The organism is Klebsiella sp. A-Nf5 (assembly GCF_002810545.1).
GTDB classification, from domain to species: Bacteria; Pseudomonadota; Gammaproteobacteria; order Enterobacterales; family Enterobacteriaceae; genus Klebsiella; species Klebsiella variicola.
The window spans coordinates 23,872-43,877 of sequence record NZ_PIOG01000155.1; the positions used below are offsets into that span (position 1 = coordinate 23,872).

Annotated in this window: 17 protein-coding genes; 1 reads left to right on the forward strand and 16 read right to left on the reverse strand. The window is 59.6% G+C overall.

Features of this window, described 5'->3' with window-relative positions:
- Positions 1-13: 13 nt before the first annotated feature.
- From menH to CWM53_RS16010, 4 genes are all read right to left on the reverse strand, one after another.
- The gene (gene menH / locus CWM53_RS15995) at positions 14-772 is read right to left on the reverse strand and encodes a 2-succinyl-6-hydroxy-2,4-cyclohexadiene-1-carboxylate synthase (protein ID WP_074387949.1); all 759 of its coding nucleotides are present in this window, start codon (positions 770-772) and stop codon (positions 14-16) included.
- Complete coding sequence (menD, locus tag CWM53_RS16000; protein ID WP_100730107.1) at positions 769-2,439, reverse strand: 2-succinyl-5-enolpyruvyl-6-hydroxy-3-cyclohexene-1-carboxylic-acid synthase; 1,671 nt, start codon at positions 2,437-2,439, stop codon at positions 769-771. The genes menH and menD overlap by 4 nt, the downstream gene beginning before the upstream one ends.
- A gap of 82 nt (positions 2,440-2,521) precedes the next feature.
- Positions 2,522-3,811 (reverse strand): isochorismate synthase MenF, encoded by a 1,290-nt coding sequence (menF, locus tag CWM53_RS16005; RefSeq protein ID WP_100730106.1) that lies wholly within the window; start codon positions 3,809-3,811, stop codon positions 2,522-2,524.
- A gap of 135 nt (positions 3,812-3,946) precedes the next feature.
- On the reverse strand, positions 3,947-4,408 hold the full coding sequence (locus CWM53_RS16010) for a GNAT family N-acetyltransferase (RefSeq protein ID WP_074387946.1): 462 nt from the start codon (positions 4,406-4,408) through the stop codon (positions 3,947-3,949).
- A 57-nt stretch (positions 4,409-4,465) separates the two neighbouring features.
- Here CWM53_RS16010 and rnz point away from each other — a divergent pair, with 57 nt between their 5' ends.
- Complete coding sequence (rnz, locus tag CWM53_RS16015; RefSeq protein ID WP_100730105.1) at positions 4,466-5,386, forward strand: ribonuclease Z; 921 nt, start codon at positions 4,466-4,468, stop codon at positions 5,384-5,386.
- A 54-nt stretch (positions 5,387-5,440) separates the two neighbouring features.
- Here rnz and nuoN read toward each other — a convergent pair whose 3' ends face one another.
- The 12 genes from nuoN to nuoB all read right to left on the reverse strand — a co-directional run bounded on the left by nuoN (position 5,441) and on the right by nuoB (position 20,003).
- On the reverse strand, positions 5,441-6,898 hold the full coding sequence (nuoN, locus tag CWM53_RS16020) for an NADH-quinone oxidoreductase subunit NuoN (protein ID WP_100730104.1): 1,458 nt from the start codon (positions 6,896-6,898) through the stop codon (positions 5,441-5,443).
- Positions 6,899-6,904: 6 nt separating this feature from the next.
- On the reverse strand, positions 6,905-8,434 hold the full coding sequence (gene nuoM / locus CWM53_RS16025; protein ID WP_061153795.1) for an NADH-quinone oxidoreductase subunit M: 1,530 nt from the start codon (positions 8,432-8,434) through the stop codon (positions 6,905-6,907).
- A 169-nt stretch (positions 8,435-8,603) separates the two neighbouring features.
- Positions 8,604-10,445, reverse strand: a complete 1,842-nt coding sequence (gene nuoL, locus CWM53_RS16030; RefSeq protein WP_074387944.1) for an NADH-quinone oxidoreductase subunit L — start codon at positions 10,443-10,445, stop codon at positions 8,604-8,606.
- Positions 10,442-10,744, reverse strand: a complete 303-nt coding sequence (nuoK, locus tag CWM53_RS16035) for an NADH-quinone oxidoreductase subunit NuoK (protein ID WP_002913148.1) — start codon at positions 10,742-10,744, stop codon at positions 10,442-10,444. The genes nuoL and nuoK overlap by 4 nt, the downstream gene beginning before the upstream one ends.
- Entirely contained in the window at positions 10,741-11,295 is a 555-nt protein-coding gene (gene nuoJ / locus CWM53_RS16040; protein ID WP_004201743.1) for an NADH-quinone oxidoreductase subunit J, read from the reverse strand. Before nuoJ ends, nuoK begins: the two co-directional genes overlap by 4 nt.
- Positions 11,296-11,305: 10 nt before the next feature.
- Positions 11,306-11,848 (reverse strand): NADH-quinone oxidoreductase subunit NuoI, encoded by a 543-nt coding sequence (gene nuoI / locus CWM53_RS16045; protein WP_008803948.1) that lies wholly within the window; start codon positions 11,846-11,848, stop codon positions 11,306-11,308.
- Positions 11,849-11,862: 14 nt separating this feature from the next.
- On the reverse strand, positions 11,863-12,840 hold the full coding sequence (gene nuoH, locus CWM53_RS16050) for an NADH-quinone oxidoreductase subunit NuoH (protein ID WP_002913156.1): 978 nt from the start codon (positions 12,838-12,840) through the stop codon (positions 11,863-11,865).
- The gene (gene nuoG, locus CWM53_RS16055; protein WP_100631075.1) at positions 12,837-15,563 is read right to left on the reverse strand and encodes an NADH-quinone oxidoreductase subunit NuoG; all 2,727 of its coding nucleotides are present in this window, start codon (positions 15,561-15,563) and stop codon (positions 12,837-12,839) included. The genes nuoH and nuoG overlap by 4 nt, the downstream gene beginning before the upstream one ends.
- A 32-nt stretch (positions 15,564-15,595) precedes the next feature.
- Positions 15,596-16,933, reverse strand: coding sequence for an NADH-quinone oxidoreductase subunit NuoF (gene nuoF, locus CWM53_RS16060; RefSeq protein ID WP_061153791.1), 1,338 nt, complete (start codon positions 16,931-16,933; stop codon positions 15,596-15,598).
- Complete coding sequence (gene nuoE / locus CWM53_RS16065; RefSeq protein WP_002913160.1) at positions 16,930-17,430, reverse strand: NADH-quinone oxidoreductase subunit NuoE; 501 nt, start codon at positions 17,428-17,430, stop codon at positions 16,930-16,932. The genes nuoF and nuoE overlap by 4 nt, the downstream gene beginning before the upstream one ends.
- Positions 17,431-17,432: 2 nt before the next feature.
- A complete protein-coding gene (gene nuoC / locus CWM53_RS16070) occupies positions 17,433-19,241 on the reverse strand; it encodes an NADH-quinone oxidoreductase subunit C/D (RefSeq protein ID WP_074387942.1) in 1,809 nt (602 codons plus the stop codon).
- Positions 19,242-19,328: 87 nt separating this feature from the next.
- A complete protein-coding gene (nuoB, locus tag CWM53_RS16075; protein WP_002913178.1) occupies positions 19,329-20,003 on the reverse strand; it encodes an NADH-quinone oxidoreductase subunit NuoB in 675 nt (224 codons plus the stop codon).
- Between the last annotated feature and the right edge of the window lie 3 nt (positions 20,004-20,006).

A 20,006-nucleotide genomic window follows, 5' to 3' on the forward strand; every position in this document is an offset into this window, starting at 1 on the left:
GAATGTCCTTCAGTTAACTTGCCAGAATCTGCGCCAGACAGGCAATCACCGCGGCGGGGTTGTCCCGGTGCGCGTTGTGTCCGGCATGGTGAATGATATGGGTATCGGCAGCGAGCGCTTGCGCGATGGCGCGAAACTTCGCGTCGCATTCGCCGCAGAGGTAGTGAAAAGGAAAATCGCGAGCCTGCAGAGGCGCGCGCAGATCGGCCTGCCCGGCAAGGGAGGTTGCCTGCAGCATCGCCGCCAGCGTAGCGCCGTTATTGCGGCGACGTAGGGCGACCAGTGACGCGCGCTGCGCCGCATTCAGCGAAGCGAAAACCGGCTGCTGATACCAGTCGGCGAAGACCTGCGCTAACGGTTCGCGGCGAAAACGTTCTGCCCAGGCGCTGTCATTGCTGCGTCGCGCCAGCCGCGCCTCTTCATCCTGCAGGCCCGGGTGTCCGCCCTCGACAATCAGCCCGCGCAGTCCCGCACGCGGCTGGCAGGCGAAGTTCATCGCCACCCGGCCGCCCAGGGAGTAGCCAATCAGCCAGTAATAAAGGATGTTGTAACTATTTAGCGTAGCCTGCAATAATTCGCTGACCTCGGCAAAGTCCTGTACCGCGATATCCGCGGAGCCGCCGTGGCCCGGCAGATCGAGATACAGACGCGGCCAGGCGGGAAAAGCGTCGCCCACTTCACGCCACTCGTCGCGGTCGCCGGAAAACCCGTGCAGGAACACCAGCCAGGGATAGCCCGGCTGCCCGCCCTCAACCACTGCGTTTAGCGTCACAGGCGGCTTACCTGCGCCAGCAGCTGCTGGAGAGTCTGCGTGCCGTCGGTCTCGTTAACCACCAGCTCAATCACCGTCGCCCCCGCCCTGCGCCAGGCACCGGCTAGCGCTTCATCCAGCGACTGCCAGTCATCAGGGCAATGATAGGCCAGGCCGAACATCGCCGCCGCGTGGCTGAAATCAACATCCTGCGGCATTAAGTAGAACTGGCGACGCTCGTCCTCCGGCGTCGGTAGCATGGAGAAAATCTGTCCGCCGTTGTTATTCACCACGATCAGCACCAGCGGCGCCGACACCTGGCGCAGCAGGGCCAGCGAGTTGAGATCGTATAAGGCCGACAGATCGCCGACGATCGCCAGCGTCGGCCGCGCACTGGCGCGCTGCACGCCGGCGGCGGTGGCGATTAAACCATCAATCCCGCTGGCGCCGCGGTTGCTGTAAACCGGATACCCGGCCGGTAGCTGCGCCAGGGCGTCGATCAGGCGCACCACCAGGCTGTTACCGACAAACAGTTGCCCCTGCTCCGGCAGATAGCGCCGAATACGCTGCGCCAGCTGCGCTTCGCCAAAAGGCTCATTGCTGGCAACCGCCGCCTCCCACGCCTGGCGGGACAGCTCAGGGATCACCGTCGCCCACGGCTGACGTTTTTCCGCCGGATGCAGCTCAAGCCAGCGCTCAACGCTGGCGAGCAGACGGCGGCCGCGGTGCTGCGCCGGGTCAAGGCGGCCTGGCAGATTATCCACCAGCCAGTATTCATCCGGCTCGCAGGTGGCCTGCCACTGGAGGACACGTTTGCCGGTCAGGCTGCTGCCGAGCTGCACCACGATCTGCGCCTGCGCCAGTTCGCTGACCGCTTTACCGTTGCCCAGCCACAGGTCGGCGCACGGCAGCGGCTGCCCGGTTTGCGACAGGACATCGCCGATCAGCGGCCAGCCCAGGGTTTGCGCCCACTCGGCCACTTTTTTACCTTCAGCCGCGCTCATTCTGCCCGCCACGACGACGCCGCGTTTTTGCCGCCAGAAGAACCAGTCGCGCTGTTTCTCACTCTCCATCTGTAGCGCCTGACGCAGCCAGGGTTTATCGCTCTGCCACCAGTTGCCGAGCTGCTGCTGCCACTCCACGCCGGTCTCATCCATATCGCCATACAGCGGTTCGGCGAACGGGCAGTTGATATGCACCCCGCCGGCGTGCAGCTCGCCCAGCGCCTGGTCGATGGTCGAGACCAGCCAGCGGGCAGGAATATCCTGCGAGGGACGTGGCAAGGAGATCGTTTGCGAAGGGTGAGAAGCAAACATCCCCGGCTGGCGGATCGCCTGATTGGCGCCGCAGTCGATCAGCTCCGGCGGGCGATCGGCGGTCAACAGGATCAGCTTTTCACCGGTCAGCCCCGCCTCAATCAGCGCCGGATAGAGGTTCGCGGTGGCGGTCCCGGAGGTGACTATCACCGCCACCGGCTGCCGGCTGGCCTTCGCCAGGCCGAGCGCCAGATGGCCGAGACCACGTTCATCGAAATGGGTGTGATGAATAAAAGCGCGGTTTTCCGCCGCCGCCAGGGTTAAGGGTGTCGAGCGCGAGCCCGGCGCGATGCAGATATGCTGCACGCCGTGACGCGTTATAGCTTCCAGGATCACCGCCGCCCAGCGTCGGTTAAATGCGCTTACTGACATGAAATTGTCCGGTATCAAATATTGATGCTAAGTATAGATAAGGCAAAGTGACGACGTTTTGATATGCATCGTCATTCCCGCCTTATGGACACAGCAGCGAGCGCAGCCCGGCCGCTTTGTTGTCAATCTCCTGCCACTCCTGCTGCGCATCGGAGCCGCTGACAATCCCCGCTCCGGCATACAACCGCAGGGTGTCGTGGTCCACTTTTGCCGAACGTAGCGCCACGCAAAACTCGCTTTGCGCCAGCGACAGATAGCCGGCGGACCCGGCGTACCATTCGCGGGCAAAGGGTTCATGGCGCTGAATGAACGCCAGCGCCGCCCGACGCGGCAGGCCGGCCACCGCGGCGGTGGGCTGTAGCTGCAGCAGACAGCGGCTATCGTCAGGCTCCGCCAGCTCGGTCCAGATACAGCGTCTGAGATGCTGTACCTTACGCAGCCTCACCACCTGCGGCGGCAGGACGTCCAGCGTCGAGGCCTCACTCTGCAGGCGCTGGCAGATATCCTCCACCACCAGCATGTTTTCCCGCTGGTTTTTGTCGTCTTTCATCAACCAGTCGGCCAGCTGCTGCGCCTTCGCGTCTTCCTGATGGTTCGCGACGGTCCCCGCCAGCGCTTCGGTGCGCAGCAGCGCGCCGCGCCGGCGCCACAGCCGTTCCGGCGTGGAACCGAAAAATGCTTGCCGGGCATTGAACGCCATCAGGAAATGAAAACAGTTAAGATTGCTGCGGCGGCTGGCCGCCATGATGCTCACGACGTCCAGCGGGGCGGCAAACTGCAGGTCGGTTGCCCGCGCCAGCACCACTTTATCCATCTCACCGGCACTAATCGCTCGGGTCGCTCGCGTGATCATTGCCTGCCACTGAGGATAGTCGGATGAGTGGCGCTCGCTCAGCAGCGGCGGTATGGCGCCGGGTGTCGCCTGGGCGGTGGTCAGGCTGGCGAGAAAATCGCACGCCGTCGCGGCATCGTCGCGCAGAGAGATATCACTGTGCAGTACCAACCGCAGCATGGCCCTACCGCCGCACCGACGCCACTCCAGACGCGGCAGCACCAGGCTACCCTGCTGCGGTTCAAACGCATTCAGGCCGCAGATGCGCAGATCCTGCTGCCCGGTCTGGCGTAAAAAGCGGTTGGCCGCGTCGAGCGAGGGAAAGGTTTTTACCGCCCCCAGCGTCGCCAGCTCTTCATCGCCATTGCGCTGCTGCCAGTAAAACTGCGGCCACTGCGTCTGCTGGCCACACCACAGCAGCGGATCGAAGGCATCATTCAGCGGAAAGGTAATATCGATAATTCGCGTGCCGGGCGAGTCTGGCAAAGACTCACCCAGGCCGTCTTGCAAACGGGCCAGCGCAGTGGAAACAGACAGCACGCAAACCTCCACGGTAGTAAAACCCCACATTATAAGGGGTTCGACGGCGGAATAGCAGTACCCATGACGAGGGAGCGGATTTTATATTACCCGCCCGCCAGGCCAGAATCGTATTCGGACGCAGGAATTAAGGGGTCAGACAGCGCGGTTTTCTCGCGCCATTCCGATGTGGGGGATGCCATCCTCATCATAGACCTCGGTCACTGGCGTAAAACCGAAGTACGCGTAAAAAGATTGCAGGTGTGCCTGTGCCCCGAGGTAAATTGCCTTTTGTGGCCAGTGCTGCTGACAGCTGGCCAGCGCCTGCTCCATCAGCTGATAGCCGAGCTTCTCACCGCGGGCGGCCGGGCTGACGATGACCCGGCCAATCACCACCGGCGCAAACTCCTCTTCGCTTTTGAGGATCCGCGCGTAGGCCAGCAGTTCGCCATCGCGCCAGCCGAGCAGATGGCGATTTTCACCGACCAAATCATCGCCGTCGACATCCTGATAGGCGCACTGCTGCTCCACGACAAAGACTTCACTGCGCAATTTCAGCAGCGCATACAGCTGGGGAATGGAGAGTTCACTATGGTGGAGATCCTGCCAGGTCATCATCTGTAGCTCCTTATTGATATACTGATACTTTGCGACTCGCCCTGAGGACACTGGACGATGGAATTAACTTTTTTAGGAACATCCGCCGGGGTGCCGACCCGTACGCGTAATATGACGTCGATAATACTGAATTTGCAACAACCCACCAGCGCTGAAATGTGGTTGTTTGACTGCGGTGAAGGGACCCAGCATCAGTTTCTTCGCACGCCCTATCACCCCGGAAAACTGAATAAAATTTTCATCACTCATCTGCACGGCGACCACCTGTTCGGCCTGCCCGGCCTGTTGTGCAGCCGCTCGATGCAGGGGAACTCTCTGCCCCTCACCCTCTACGGGCCAAAAGGGCTCAAAGAGTTTGTTGAGACCGCGCTGCGTCTGAGCGGTTCGTGGACCGATTATCCGCTCACCATCATCGAAGTCGGCCCCGGACTGGTGTTCGACGAAGAGGGCTATCGGGTGACCGCATTCCCGCTCAGCCATCCGGTGGAGTGCTACGGCTATCGCATTGAGCAGCATGACAAGCCTGGCACGCTCGACGCCGCCCAGCTGATTGCCGATGGCGTGCGCCCGGGGCCGCTGTTCCATCAACTCAAGCTTGGTCAGCGCGTTGAGCTGGAGGATGGTCGGGTCATTGATGGCAGCCGCTATCTGGGGCCGTCGACGCCGGGTAAAACACTGGCGATTTTTGGCGATACCGCCCCCTGCCCTGAGGCGCTGGAGATGGCTCGCGGGGCGGATGTGATGGTCCACGAAACCACCCTTGAGCAGGCGATGGCGGAGAAAGCCAATAGCCGCGGCCACTCCTCAAGCCAGCAGACCGCGGCACTTGCCAAAGAAGCGGGGGTCGGCACGCTAATCGCCACCCACTTTAGCTCGCGCTATGATGCCGAAGGCTGCCTGCGTATGCTGGCGGAATGCCGGGAGATTTTCGCTAATACGCTACTGGCGGAAGACTTTATGGTCTACAAGGTGGAATAAAACTCGGGCATAAAAAAACCGCCATCTCGGCGGTTTTTTGGTTTGTCACCCAACTTACATCAGCGGCGTCGCCAGCTGCACGATGCTAATCAGCGGCTGCGGCCAGATACCGAGCACCAGCACCAGCAGGGCAGAGATCAGCACCACAATACCGCCAGCGCTGTACTGCCAGTTCGACGGCGCATCGCGGTTCAGTTGCTCCGGTGCGCTCAGGTACAGACTCACCGCCACGCGCAGGTAGTAGTAGAGACCAATCGCCGAGCCGACAACCACCGCGGCAACCAGCCACCACAGGTGCGCATGCACACCGACAGCCAGCACGTAGAACTTACCGATAAAGCCGAGGGTCATCGGGATACCGGCGAGGGAAAGCATCATCACCGTCATTACCGCGGACAGAATCGGACGGTGCCAGAACAGACCGCGGTAGGAGAACAGCGAATCCGCATCCGGGCCGCGGTACGGGCTGGACATCAGGCTGACCACGCCGAACGCGCCGAGGCTGCTGAACAGGTAACCGGCCAGGTAAACGCCCACGGCTTCCATCGACATTTCGCCGCTCTGCAGGGCGATCAGCGCCACCAGCAGATAACCGAGGTGGGAGATGGAAGAGTAACCAAGCAGACGCTTAATGTTAGTCTGGCTCAGCGCCATCAGGTTACCGAAGATGATAGAGGCGAAGGCGATAAGCCCCAGCACCACGCGTATCGCTTCGCTGTTGCCCACCGGCATGTACAGGAACAGACGCATCACCACGCCGAAGATAGCAATCTTGCTGGCGGTCGCCAGGAAGGTGGAGACCGGCGCAGGCGCGCCCTGGTAAACGTCCGGCGTCCACAGGTGGAACGGCACCAGCGACAGTTTAAAGCCAAGACCGACAATCATCAGACCGAGGCCCGCCAGCAGCAGCGGCTCGTGCAGCGTATTGTCCGCCAGGCTTTTACCCAGTGCGAGGAAGGACAGGTTGCCGGAATTCGCGTACACCAGCGCCATACCGAACAGCAGGAAAGACGAGGCTGCCGCGGAGAGGATGGTGTATTTGATGCTCGCTTCCAGCGAACGTTTCTGGCGGAAGGCGTAGCCGACCAGGCCGAACAACGGCAGCGAAATCAATTCGATACCGAGGAACAGCGCCGCCAGATGATTCGCACCGGCCAGCAGAATGCCGCCCAGCGCGGCGATCAGCACCAGCAGGTAGAACTCTTCTTTGTTGTCCTTGTAACCCTCAAGCCACGGGTAGGCGAAAGTACAGGTCGCGAGGCTCGCCAGCAGCACCAGCCCGGTGTAGAGCATGGCGTAGCCGTCAACGCGGATCATCGGCGTGACGTCCATCGCCCCATTCTGGCCGACGAACCAGAGCGAGACCAGCGCAGCGTTAAGCCCGAGAACCGACAGCGTGGCATTGAGAAAATGATTGCGTCGCCACGCAATGGAGAGCATCACAACCACCACCGTCAAGCCGACGATCAGCAGCGGTAGCAGTGCGATCAGTTGTTGTGGAGTTATTGTCATGGCGAATTACGGCCTTGTAGTAGAAACAGAATTAACAAACCACTGCTGAATGTTGCTCATCGCAGCATGCGAGGTGTCGAGGATCGGCTGCGGGAAGAAGCCCAACAGCACCAGCAGCACCACCAGCAGCAGGATGATAGACAATTCACGCAGGGACATCCCCGGCAGTTCTTTCGCCGCGATTTCGCTTTTCGCTTTACCGAAGTAAGCGCGATGCAGCATCGACAGCGAGTAAACGGAAGCGAATACCAGACCAAAGGTCGAGATAACCGTGATCACCGGCACCACTTTATAGCTGCCGAACAGGATCATAAATTCGCCGACAAAGTTACCGGTGCCCGGCATCCCCAGGGTGGCGACGGCGAAGAACATTGACATTGCCGGCAGCCATTTAATTTTGCTCCACAAACCGCCCATCTGACGCATATCGCGGGTGTGCAGACGTTCGTACAGCTGGCCGCACAGAATAAACAGACCCGCCGCGGACAGACCGTGGGCGATCATCTGGATCACCGCCCCCTGATAAGCCAGCTGGCTACCGGTGTAGATAGCAATCAGCACGAAGCCCATGTGGGAAACGGAGGTATAAGCGATCAGACGTTTGATATCGGTCTGGGCGAAGGCCATCCACGCGCCGTAGAAGATACCGATCACGCCCAGCCACATGGCGATGGGCGCAAACTCGGCGGAGGCGTTCGGGAACAGCGGCAGCGCAAAGCGCAGCAGACCGTAGGCCGCAGTTTTCAGCAAGATGCCCGCGAGGTCGACGGAACCGGCGGTCGGCGCCTGGGAGTGGGCGTCCGGCAGCCAGCCGTGCAGCGGTACCACCGGCATTTTCACCGCGAAGGCGATGAAGAAGCCCAGCATCAGCAGGTATTCCACGCCGTGGGACATCGGCGTTTTCAGCAGATCTTCATAGTTGAAGGTCCACACGCCGGTGGCGTTGAAGTGGACGAAGGCCAGCGCCAGAATGGCGATCAGCATCACCAGGCCGCTCGCCTGGGTATAGATGAAGAATTTGGTGGCCGCCGTGATACGCGTTTTACCGTCAGAGGCTTTGTGGCCCCACAGCGCGATCAGGAAGTACATCGGCACCAACATCATTTCCCAGAAGAAGAAGAACAGGAACATATCGATGGCGAGGAATACGCCGATGACGCCGCCCAGGATCCACATCAGGTTGAGGTGGAAGAAGCCCTGGTACTTTTCGATTTCGCGCCAGGAACAGAGCACCGCCAACACGCCGAGCAGGCCGGTCAGCACCACCATCAGCAGCGACAGACCGTCAATCGCCAGATGGATACTAATGCCGAAGCGTGGGATCCACGGCAGCACGAATTCCGACTGCCATTGCGGAATACCCGCGGATTGCGTCAGAGAATAGCCGCCCTGCATCCACAGCTGCAGGCCAAGCACCAGCGTCAGTCCCATGGTAATCAGCGCAATCCAGCGCGGCATTTTCACGCCAAAGCGTTCAGTCTGCCAGCACAGGAAGCCGCCGATAAAGGGGATTAATATTAGCCAGGGTAATAACATGGCGATTTTTATTCCTTGTTAAAGTCCCGTTCAGGACCGATTTTCAACGAATTCGACTACATTCACGTTTGAGTGCGGTTTGTTGTGTCGGGTGGCGCTTCGCTTACCCGACCTACGGTTTCGTAGGCCCGGTAAGCGAAGCGCCACCGGGCAAAACCGCGCGCTCAAATCAACGCAGTACCATCAGCAGAGCCAGCACCACCACCGCGCCAATGCTCATTGAAGCCACATACCAGCGCAGATAGCCGTTCTCGCTCACCAGCAGACCTTTGCCTGCGAAACGGGACAGAATCGCTGGGATATTCATCAACGAGTTCAGCGGATCGCTCTTCAGCAGCCAGGCAATCCCTAAGAAAGGTTTCACGAACACCTTGTCGTATAACCAGTCGAAACCCCAGGCATGGAACCACCAGGTACCGAAGAAGCGGCCAGGCGCGCTGTTGGCGATGGAGGTCACCAGCGTACGTTTGCCCAGCCACAGCCATGCGGCGATCAGGATGCCGGCAATCGCGATAATCCCGGAGGCAAGTTCCAGCGTCATGACACTACCGTGCGCAAGCTCAGTGGTCTGCGGCAATACGCCCTCCAGCGGCGGCACAATCAGCGCGCCAACAAAGGTGGACAGCACCAGCAGCACGATCAGCGGCAGATGATGGGTAATCCCCTTCCCTGCGTGCGCGTGAATTTGCTCTTTACCGTGGAACACGATGAAAATCATACGGAAGGTGTACAGCGAGGTCATAAAGGCGCCGACCAGGCCCGCCACCATCAGATTGATATGGCCGTTGGCCATCGCGCCTGCCAGAATCTCATCCTTACTGAAGAAGCCTGCGGTGATAAGCGGCAGAGCGGACAGCGCCGCGCCCCCCACCAGGAAGCAGACATACACCAGCGGAATAGATTTGCGCAGGCCGCCCATCTTGAAGATGTTCTGTTCGTGATGGCAGGCCAGAATGACCGAGCCAGACGACAGGAACAGCAGCGCTTTAAAGAACGCGTGGGTCATCAGGTGGAAAATCGCCGCATCCCATGCCTGTACGCCCAGCGCGAGGAACATGTAGCCAATCTGACTCATGGTCGAGTAAGCCAGCACACGTTTGATGTCGGTCTGCACCAGCGCGGCGAAGCCCGCCAGCACCAGCGTTACCGCACCAACGATACCCACCAGATGCAGCACTTCCGGCGTCATCAGGAACAGGCCGTGGGTACGGGCAATCAGGTACACGCCCGCGGTCACCATGGTGGCGGCGTGGATCAGCGCGGAGACCGGCGTCGGGCCAGCCATCGCATCGGCAAGCCACGTTTGCAGCGGCAGCTGAGCGGATTTACCGACCGCGCCACCGAGCAGCATCAGCGTCGCCCACTGCAGCGTGGTGCTGCCGTTAGCGAAGTGCTGCGGCGCCAGCTCTACCATTTCACGGAAGTTCAGGGTGCCCAGTTCGTTATAAAGAATGAACAGCGCGAAGGCGAGGAACACATCGCCGACGCGGGTGACCACGAACGCTTTCATCGCTGCGGCATTGTTCTTCGGATCGGTGTAGTAGAAACCGATCAGCAGGTAAGAACAGAGGCCCACACCTTCCCAGCCGAGGTACATCAACAGCAGGTTATCGGCCAGTACCAGAACGACCATGCTGGCGATAAACAGGTTGGTGTAGGCGAAAAAGCGAGAGTAGCCCTCTTCGCCGCGCATGTACCAGGAGGCGAACATGTGGATCAGGAAGCCGACGCCGGTAACCACGGAAAGCATGGTCAAGGACAGGCCATCCAGCACCAGGTTGAAGCCGATGTTAAAATCACCGACCGACATCCAGTTCCACAGCGGTACGCTGACCGCTTGTTTGCCGTTAGCGAAAAAGTCGACGCCGACGTACGCGGTGACCAGCGCCGCCAGGCCTACCGACCCCATGCCAACGGTGGCGGAAAGGTTTTCCGACCAGCGTCCGCGGGAGAAGGCCAGCAGCACAAAGCCAATCAATGGCAAAAGAATGGTTAAGGCAAGCATGTTCATCCACGCAACTCACTTACTGAATCGATGTTCAGGTTCTGGCGGCGACGATGGAGCTGCAGCAGCAGCGCCAGGCCGATACTCGCTTCCGCAGCCGCGAGGCTGATGGCGAGGATATACATTATCTGACCATCTGCCTGGCCCCAGTAGCTACCCGCTACCACAAAAGCCAGCGCGGCGGCGTTAATCATGATTTCCAGGCTAATCAACATAAACAGCAGATTGCGGCGGATCACCAGCCCCGTCAGACCAAGCACAAACAGGATGGCCGCGAGGATCAGTCCATGTGTTAAGGGGATCATGCGTGTTCCTCCGTTTTTCTTTTGTCGCTGTCGTTCACGCGGTTGCTCAGCACCTCGCCGGCACGCTCTTCGCGGCCGATGTGGAAGGCGACCACCAGGCCCGCCAGCAGCAGCATGGAGGCCAGCTCCACCGCCAGGACGTACGGCCCAAACAGCGCAATACCCACTTCTTTGGCGTTGATCGCCGCGCCGTCGATACCCTGGTCGTTAATACCCAGGATGGCGTAAACGATAACCACCAGCAGCACTGCGGAAAGGATGGCCGGGCCAATCCAGATCCCCGGCTGCAGCCATTTGCGTTCCTGTTCGATCTCGCTGCCGCCCAGGTTGAGCATCATCACCACAAAGACGAACAGCACCATAATGGCCCCGGCGTAGACGATGATTTCCAGCGCACCAGCAAAGTAAGCGCCCAGCGAAAAGAACACCCCGGCAATCGCCAGCAGCGAAATAATCAGGTACAGCAGCGCATGCACCGGATTGGTGTGGGTGACGACCCGCAAGGTTGCGAGGATGGCTATCAGGCCACAGATATAAAAAGCGAATTCCATTGCCCTCTCCTTACGGTAACAGGCTCTTGACGTCGATTGGCTTAGCTTCGTTTTCCGCTTCACCTTTATCTTTGCCGTCGATTGCCATACCCGCCATCCGGTAGAAGTTATATTCCGGGTATTTGCCCGGACCGGAAATCAGCAGATCCTCTTTTTCGTACACCAGATCCTGACGCTTGTATTCACCCAGCTCGAAGTCCGGGGTCAACTGGATCGCCGTGGTCGGGCACGCTTCTTCGCACAGGCCGCAGAAAATGCAGCGTGAGAAGTTGATGCGGAAGAACTCAGGGTACCAGCGGCCGTCTTTGGTCTCTGCTTTCTGCAGCGAGATACAGCCCACCGGGCAGGCTACCGCACACAGGTTACAGGCAACGCAGCGCTCTGCACCGTCCGGATCGCGGGTGAGCACGATGCGTCCGCGATAGCGCGGCGGCAGATAGACCGGCTCTTCCGGATACATCCGGGTTTCACGTTTGGCGAAGGCATGCAGGCCAATCATCCAGATACTACGGACCTGGGTGCCGAACCCCACCAATAATTCTTTTAAGGTCATGTTCAATTCACCCCTTATTGCGCCTGCCAGAGAATGACAGCCGCCGTTACCAACAAGTTGACCAGCGTTAACGGCAGGCATACCTTCCAGCCAAAGGACATTACCTGGTCATAGCGCGGACGCGGTAATGATGCGCGGATCAAAATGAACATCATCATGAAGAACGCGGTTTTCAGCGCGAACCAGATGAAAGGAGGTAACCACGGGCCATTCCAGCCGCCGAAGAACAGCGTGACGATCAGCGCTGAAACGGTGACGATACCGATGTATTCACCCACGAAGAACAGACCGAATTTCATGCCGGAATATTCAATGTGGTAACCATCAGCCAGTTCCTGCTCCGCTTCCGGCTGATCGAACGGGTGACGGTGACACACCGCCACGCCAGCGATGGCGAAAGTCACGAAGCCGAAGAACTGCGGGATGACGTTCCACAGATGCGCCTGGTTGTTGACGATATCGGTCATATTGAATGACCCCGCCTGCGCCACCACGCCCATCAGGGACAGACCGAGAAACACTTCGTAGCTCAGGGTCTGCGCGGAAGCACGCATTGCCCCCAGCAGCGAGTATTTGTTGTTGCTCGACCAGCCGGCGAACAGCACCGCATAGACCGCCAGGCCTGCCATCATCAGGAAGAACAGGATGCCGATGTTCAGGTCAGCCACCACCCACGTCGGGCTGACCGGCACGATAGCAAAGGCCAGCAGCAGCGAGGTAAAGGCTATAACCGGCGCCAGAGTAAAGATCACGCGATCGGAGAAGCGCGGGATCCAGTCCTCTTTGAAGAACATCTTGATCATGTCGGCGACCAGCTGCAGCGAACCGCCCCAGCCGACGCGGTTAGGTCCGTAGCGGTTCTGGAACAGACCGAGCAGACGACGCTCGCCGAAGCTCATGAACGCGCCACAGGTGACGACCACCAGCAGAATGACCACGGCCTTCAGGATGCTTAACAGAATGTCGATAAGATCCGGCGTTAACCAGCTCATGCTTTCGCCTCCTGCAGTGAATCAATACGCGATCCGGTCAGCACCGGCGCAATGCCAGGCATCCCCATCGGTAAGCCAACCTGTCCTGCGGTCAGCCCTTCAGAGATAACCAGCGGCAGACGCAGGGTCTGGCCTTCCACGCTAAAGGAGAGCGTTGCCCCCGCGTTAACGCCCAGCTTCGCGGCATCCACCGGGTTCAGCTTAATGTACGGCTCAGGCATTCGGCTCTCGAACACCGGCGCGCGCTGAGACAGCTCATCGCTGCCAAACAGATGGTAGTACGGCGCGATACGCCATTTGCCCTCTTCCGCCTGGAAGCTGGCCGGCACCGCGGTGAAGTACTCCAGCCCGTTGGCGGACGCTTCAAACAGTCGAACGCCCGGATCGCCGTGGCGCAGTTTCCCGCCCACTTCATCCTGGAACTTGTTCCATGCCTGCGGGGAGTTCCAGCCCGGCGCCCAGGCGAACGGGATCTGCGAACGCGGTGCGGACGGCTGGTTGTTCCCTTCCATTGAGAAGGCGAACATCGTGTCTTTATCCTGCGGCTGACGCGGCTCATGCACGCTGATGTTGGCGCGCATCGCCGTACGGCCGCTGTAGCGGTGCGGTTCACGCGCCAGCTTCTGGCCGCGAATGCGGAAGGTCGCATCCGGCGCGGCATCTTTAATGCCTGCCAGCTGCGGCAGTGCGGTAATCGCCGCATCGATGACATGGTCCAGCTGCGTCCAGTCAACCTGACGGTTGTTGACGGTGCTGTGCAGCGAATGCAGCCAGCGCCAGCTCTCCAGCATCACGGTTTTCGCGTCGTAGTAAGCCGGGTCATAGACCTGGAAGAAACGCTGAGCGCGGCCTTCGTTGTTCACCACGGTCCCGTCGCTTTCCGCAAAGCTTGCAGCAGAGAGCACCAGGTGCGCTTTGTCCATAATCGCGGTGCGCTGATGGTCAACCACCATCACCAGCGGGGCTTTCGCCAGCGCAGCATCAACGCGCGCGGCGGAAGCATGACGGTGAAGGTCGTTTTCCAGCACGATAACCGCGTCGGCGGCGCCGCTTTCCAGTTCGTCCAGCGCCTCTTCAAGCGAGCCGCCGCCGATCATGCCCAGACCGACGCTGTTCACCGCGCGGGCGACCATGGTCACGCCGACGTCGGCGCCGCGGCCTTTCAGGGCTTTTGCGACGTTAGCGGCGGCCTGGATGATCTCCATGCTGCCGGCGTTGGTTCCGGAGATAATCAGTGGTTTTTTCGCCCCGGCCAGCGCCTGGACAATCACGTCAACCTTACCCTTCAGGTCCTGGCTCAGGCCATCAACTGCCGGCGCGCTGTCGTCCAGCGCATGGGCGATAGCGAAGCCCAGACGCGCCTGATCTTCCACCGGCGCGCGGTAGGTCCACGCGGCAATGTCATCCAGGCGGGTGTCATCGATGTTGGTGACGAATAATGGGTGCTTGGCGCGCTGCCCGATGTTGAGGATCGCGGCGATCTGCCAGTCGGCTACTTTCTGCGCCGCTGCCATTTCGCGTGCTTTCCCTTTCACCGCCTGGCGGACTGCCAGGGCCACGCGCGCGCCGGTCTGGGTAATGTCTTCGCCCAGCACCAGTACCGCATCGTAGGATTCGATATCGCGCAGGCTTGGGGTATGGATCCCGCCTTCACGCAGCACTTTCAGCATCATCTGCAGGCGCGCTTGTTCGCCTTTGGCGATGCCGGTATAGAAGTTGTCGGCGCCCACCAGCTCGCGCAGCGCGAAGTTGCTTTCGATGCTGGCGCGCGGGGAGCCGATACCGATCACTTTCTTCGACTGACGCAGAATATCCGCCGCCCCCTGCATCGCCTGCTCGGCGTTGAGGGCGATCAGATCGTCGCCGCGGCGCTGAACCGGCTGACGCGGACGGTCTTTCAGGTTCACGTAGCCATAGCCGAAACGACCGCGGTCGCAGAGGAAGTAGCGGTTCACGGTACCGTTATAGCGGTTTTCAATACGACGCAGTTCACCATAGCGTTCGCCCGGGCTAATGTTGCAGCCGATGGAACACTGCTGGCAGATGCTCGGCGCAAACTGCATGTCCCACTTACGGTTATAGCGCTCGGAGTGCGTTTTGTCGGTGAAGACGCCGGTCGGGCAGACTTCCACCAGGTTGCCGGAGAACTCGCTTTCCAGGGTGCCATCTTCCGGGCGGCCGAAGTAGACGTTGTCATGCGCGCCATAGACGCCCAGATCGGTGCCGTCGGCATAATCTTTGTAGTAGCGCACGCAGCGGTAACAGGCGATGCAGCGGTTCATTTCGTGCGAAATAAACGGCCCCAGATCCTGGTTGCGGTGGGTACGCTTGGTGAAACGATAGCGGCGGAAGCTATGGCCGGTCATCACCGTCATATCCTGCAGGTGGCAGTTGCCCCCTTCTTCACAGACCGGGCAGTCGTGCGGGTGGTTAGTCATCAACCACTCCACCACGCTTTCGCGGAACTGCTTCGCTTCGCCGTCGTCAATAGAAATAAAGGTGCCGTCGGATGCCGGAGTCATACAGGACATCACCAGGCGACCACGCGTGTCTTCCGCGTTCTGATATTGCTTCACCGCACACTGGCGGCAAGCACCGACGCTCCCTAGCGCCGGGTGCCAGCAAAAGTAGGGAATATCAAGACCAAGAGAGAGACAAGCCTCTAGCAGGTTGTCCGCCCCGTTGACCTCGTATTCTTTGCCGTCTACATGAATCGTAGCCATTTGCGTGCTTCCAAAAATAAAAAACCTTTAGATTACCAGCGCGTCTTAAGCAGGTTCGGCTGAATACCGTTAATTGCATGGGTATTGCTAAACTGCTGCTTAATGCCAGCCTCGAATTCTTCGCGGAAATATTTAATCGCGCTCTGCAGCGGTTCGACCGCACCCGGCGCGTGTGCGCAGAAGGTTTTACCCGGGCCCAGGAATCGACAGAGTTGCTCAAGCGTTTCGATATCGCCAGGCTGGCCTTCGCCGCGCTCCAGGGCGCGCAGGATCTTCACGCTCCACGGCAGTCCATCACGGCACGGCGTACACCAGCCGCAGGACTCGCGGGCAAAGAACTCTTCAAGGTTGCGCACCAGCGAGACCATGTTGATCTCGTGGTCAACGGCCATCGCCAGCGAGGTGCCCAGACGGCTGCCCGCTTTACCAATGCTTTCGAACTCCATCGGCAGATCGAGGTGCGCTTCGGTCAGGAAGTCGGTCCCTGCCCCACCCGGCTGCCAGGCTTTAAACTTCAGGCCATCGCGCATGCCGCCGGCGTAATCTTCGAGGATCTCACGCGCGGTAGTGCCGAACGGCAGCTCCCAGACGCCCGGATTCTTCACCCGGCCGGAGAAGCCCATCAGCTTGGTGCCAGCATCTTTGCTGGTGGAAATGTTCTGGTACCACTCGACGCCGTTGGCGAGGATCGCCGGCACGTTGCACAGGGTTTCCACGTTGTTGACGCAGGTCGGCTTGCCCCACACGCCGGAGCTCGCCGGGAACGGCGGCTTGGAGCGCGGGTTAGCACGGCGACCTTCCAGGGAGTTGATCAGCGCCGTCTCTTCACCGCAGATATAGCGCCCTGCCCCGGTGTGCACGAACAGTTCGAAGTCAAACCCGGTGCCAAGGATGTTTTTCCCCAACAGGCCCGCTTCGGTGGCTTCGGCAATCGCGCGACGCAGATGCTGTGCCGCTTCGATATATTCGCCGCGCAGGAAGATGTAGCCGCGGTACGCTTTCAGTGCAAACGCGGAGATCAGCATGCCTTCCACCAGCAGGTGCGGCAGTTGCTCCATCAGCAGACGGTCTTTATAGGTGCCCGGCTCCATTTCATCGGCGTTACACAGCAGGTAACGGATGTTCATGGATTCGTCTTTCGGCATCAGGCTCCACTTCAGACCCGTGGAGAAGCCCGCGCCGCCGCGCCCTTTCAGGCCAGCGTCTTTTACCGCATTAACGATTTCATCCGGCGCCATCCCGGTCAGGGCTTTACGTGCCCCTTCGTAACCGTTTTTGCTGCGATACTCGTCCAGCCATACCGGCTGTTTGTCGTCGCGCAGACGCCAGGTGAGCGGATGCGTTTCCGCAGTACGAATTACAGTTTTCATTTGTACTGCTCCAGCAGGTCAGGAATTGCCTCCGGCGTCAGATGACTGTGAGTGTCCTCATCAATCATCATGGTCGGTCCCTTGTCGCAGTTGCCCAGGCAGCAGGTCGGCAGCAGCGTGAAGCGGCCATCGAAGGTGGTCTGCCCAGGCTTGATATTGAGCTTCTTCTCAATGGCGGCCTGAATACCCTGATAGCCGGTAATGTGGCACACCACGCTGTCGCAGTAGCGGATCACGTGACGGCCAACCGGCTGGCGGAAAATCTGACTGTAAAATGTTGCCACGCCTTCGACGTCGCTGGCCGGGATCCCCAGCACATCGGCGATCGCATAGATCGCGCCATCCGGCACCCAGCCGCGCTGTTTTTGGACAATTTTCAGCGCTTCGATGGACGCCGCACGCGGGTCTTCGTAGTGGTGCTTCTCGTGCTCAATAGCCTCACGCTCAGCCGCACTCAGCTCAAAAGCCTCGGTTTGTGGTTGTTGATTCTCGTGCATAATTAGCGGTCCACGTCTGACATAACAAAATCGATACTACCCAGATAAACGATCAGGTCGGATACCAGGCTGCCGCGGATCGCCGACGGGATCTGCTGCAGATGCGCAAAGCTCGGCGTACGCACGCGGGTACGGTAGCTCATGGTGCTGCCGTCGCTGGTCAGGTAGTAACTGTTAATCCCTTTGGTCGCCTCAATCATCTGGAAGGATTCGTTGGCCGGCATCACCGGGCCCCACGATACCTGCAGGAAGTGGGTGATCAGGGTTTCGATATGCTGCAGCGTGCGCTCTTTCGGCGGCGGCGTGGTCAGCGGATGATCCGCTTTGAACGGGCCTTCCGGCATGTTATCGAGGCACTGCTGAAGAATGCGCAGGCTCTGGCGCAGCTCTTCGACTTTCAGCATCACACGGGTGTAGCAGTCAGAAACGCCACCGCCGGTCGGGACTTCGAAGTCGAAGTTTTCGTAACCAGAATAAGGACGCCATTTACGCACGTCGAAGCCGATACCGGTGGCGCGCAGGCCTGCGCCGGTGGTGCCCCACTCCAGCGCCTCTTTGGCGGTGTAAGCGGCTACGCCTTTGGAACGGCCAATCAGAATGGTATTGCGCAGCGCGGCTTTCTCGTAAGAATCCAGACGCTTCGGCATCCACTCGAGGAATTCCCGCAGCAGGCGATCCCAGCCGCGCGGAAGATCGTGGGCAACGCCGCCGATGCGGAACCACGCCGGGTGCATACGGAAACCGGTGATCGCTTCCACCAGATCGTAGATTTTCTGCCGGTCGGTAAAGGCGAAGAAGACCGGCGTCATCGCGCCGACGTCCTGAATAAAGGTCGAGATATACAGCAGGTGGCTGTTGATGCGGAACAGTTCGGACAACATCACGCGGATCACGTTGACGCGATCCGGCACGGTGATCCCGGCCAGTTTTTCCACCGCCAGCACGTACGGCATCTCGTTGACGCAACCGCCGAGATATTCGATACGGTCGGTATACGGGATGTAGCTGTGCCAGGACTGGCGTTCGCCCATCTTCTCGGCGCCACGATGGTGGTAACCGATGTCCGGCACGCAGTCGACGATCTCTTCGCCATCCAGCTGCAGAATAATACGGAATGCACCGTGGGCAGACGGGTGGTTCGGACCGAGGTTGAGGAACATGAAGTCCTCGTTGTCGGTGCTGCGCTTCATGCCCCACTCTTCCGGTTTGAAGGTCAACGCTTCCATCTCCAGATCCTGCTTGGCTTTGGTCAGCTCAAACGGATCGAATTCGGTAGCGCGCGCCGGATAGTCTTTACGCAGCGGGTGGCCTTCCCAGGTCGGCGGCATCATGATGCGGCGCAGATTCGGGTGGCCATCGAAGGTCATGCCAAACATTTCCCAGGTTTCACGCTCATACCAGTTGGCGTTGGGGAACAGTTTGGTGAAAGTCGGCAGATGCAGATCGTTTTCAGACAGCGCCACCTTGAGCATGATGTCGCGGTTGCGGTCGATAGAAATCAGATGATAGAAAACGGAAAAATCCGCGGCGGGCAGGCCATCGCGGTGCGTGCGCAGACGTTCGTCCATGCCGTGCAGGTCAAACAGCATCACGTAAGGCTTCGGCAATTTCTTCAGGAAATCACCCACCTCAAGCAGTTGCTCACGCTTCACCCACACCACTGGTACGCCGGTGCGGGTTGGCTGAACGGTAAAGGCATCCGGCCCAAAGCGGTTGCGCAGTTCGCCGATCACCGGGTCATCGAGGTGATCGCGGGTTTGCCAGGCTGGTGCGGCGTCATGCGCGGTTAAATCGGTCATATTGTTCACCATTGCAAAAGGTCCGTGGTGACTGCCGGGCGAGACTTCGCGTTGTTGTAGATTGATTTGCGAAGTGGTATTCCCGCCCGCAGGCGCAAATTAAATCTCGTCCGGCGTCCGCAGATTGGTCACTGCAATACGTTCGCCGCGTTTACGCTCGCGTTCCGACTGCATATTGGCGCGATAAACGCCCTGATCGCCAACCACCCATGAGAGCGGACGACGTTCTTTACCAATGGACTCCTGCAGCAGCATCAGCGCCTGCATATAGGCCTCCGGACGCGGCGGGCAGCCCGGGATGTACACGTCGACCGGAATGAATTTATCCACGCCCTGGACGACAGAATAGATGTCGTACATGCCGCCGGAGTTAGCGCAGGCGCCCATGGAGATCACCCACTTCGGCTCCAGCATCTGATCGTACAGACGCTGAATAACCGGCGCCATTTTGGTAAAGCAGGTTCCAGCGACCACCATCAGGTCCGCCTGACGCGGAGAGGCGCGCAGAACTTCTGCCCCAAAACGCGCAACGTCATGCACCGCAGTGAATGACGTCACCATTTCCACATAACAGCAAGAAAGGCCGAAGTTATACGGCCAAATTGAGTTCTTACGGCCCCAGTTCACCATGTCATGCAGCGCGTGCTCGAGTTTCCCCATATACACGCTTTTATTGACTTCCTGCTCCAGGGGGTCGGTGACGATCTCCTGTTTCTGCAGGGGGTAACGGTCGTTCTCACCGTTAGGATCTATGCGGGTGAGCGTATAATCCATCTT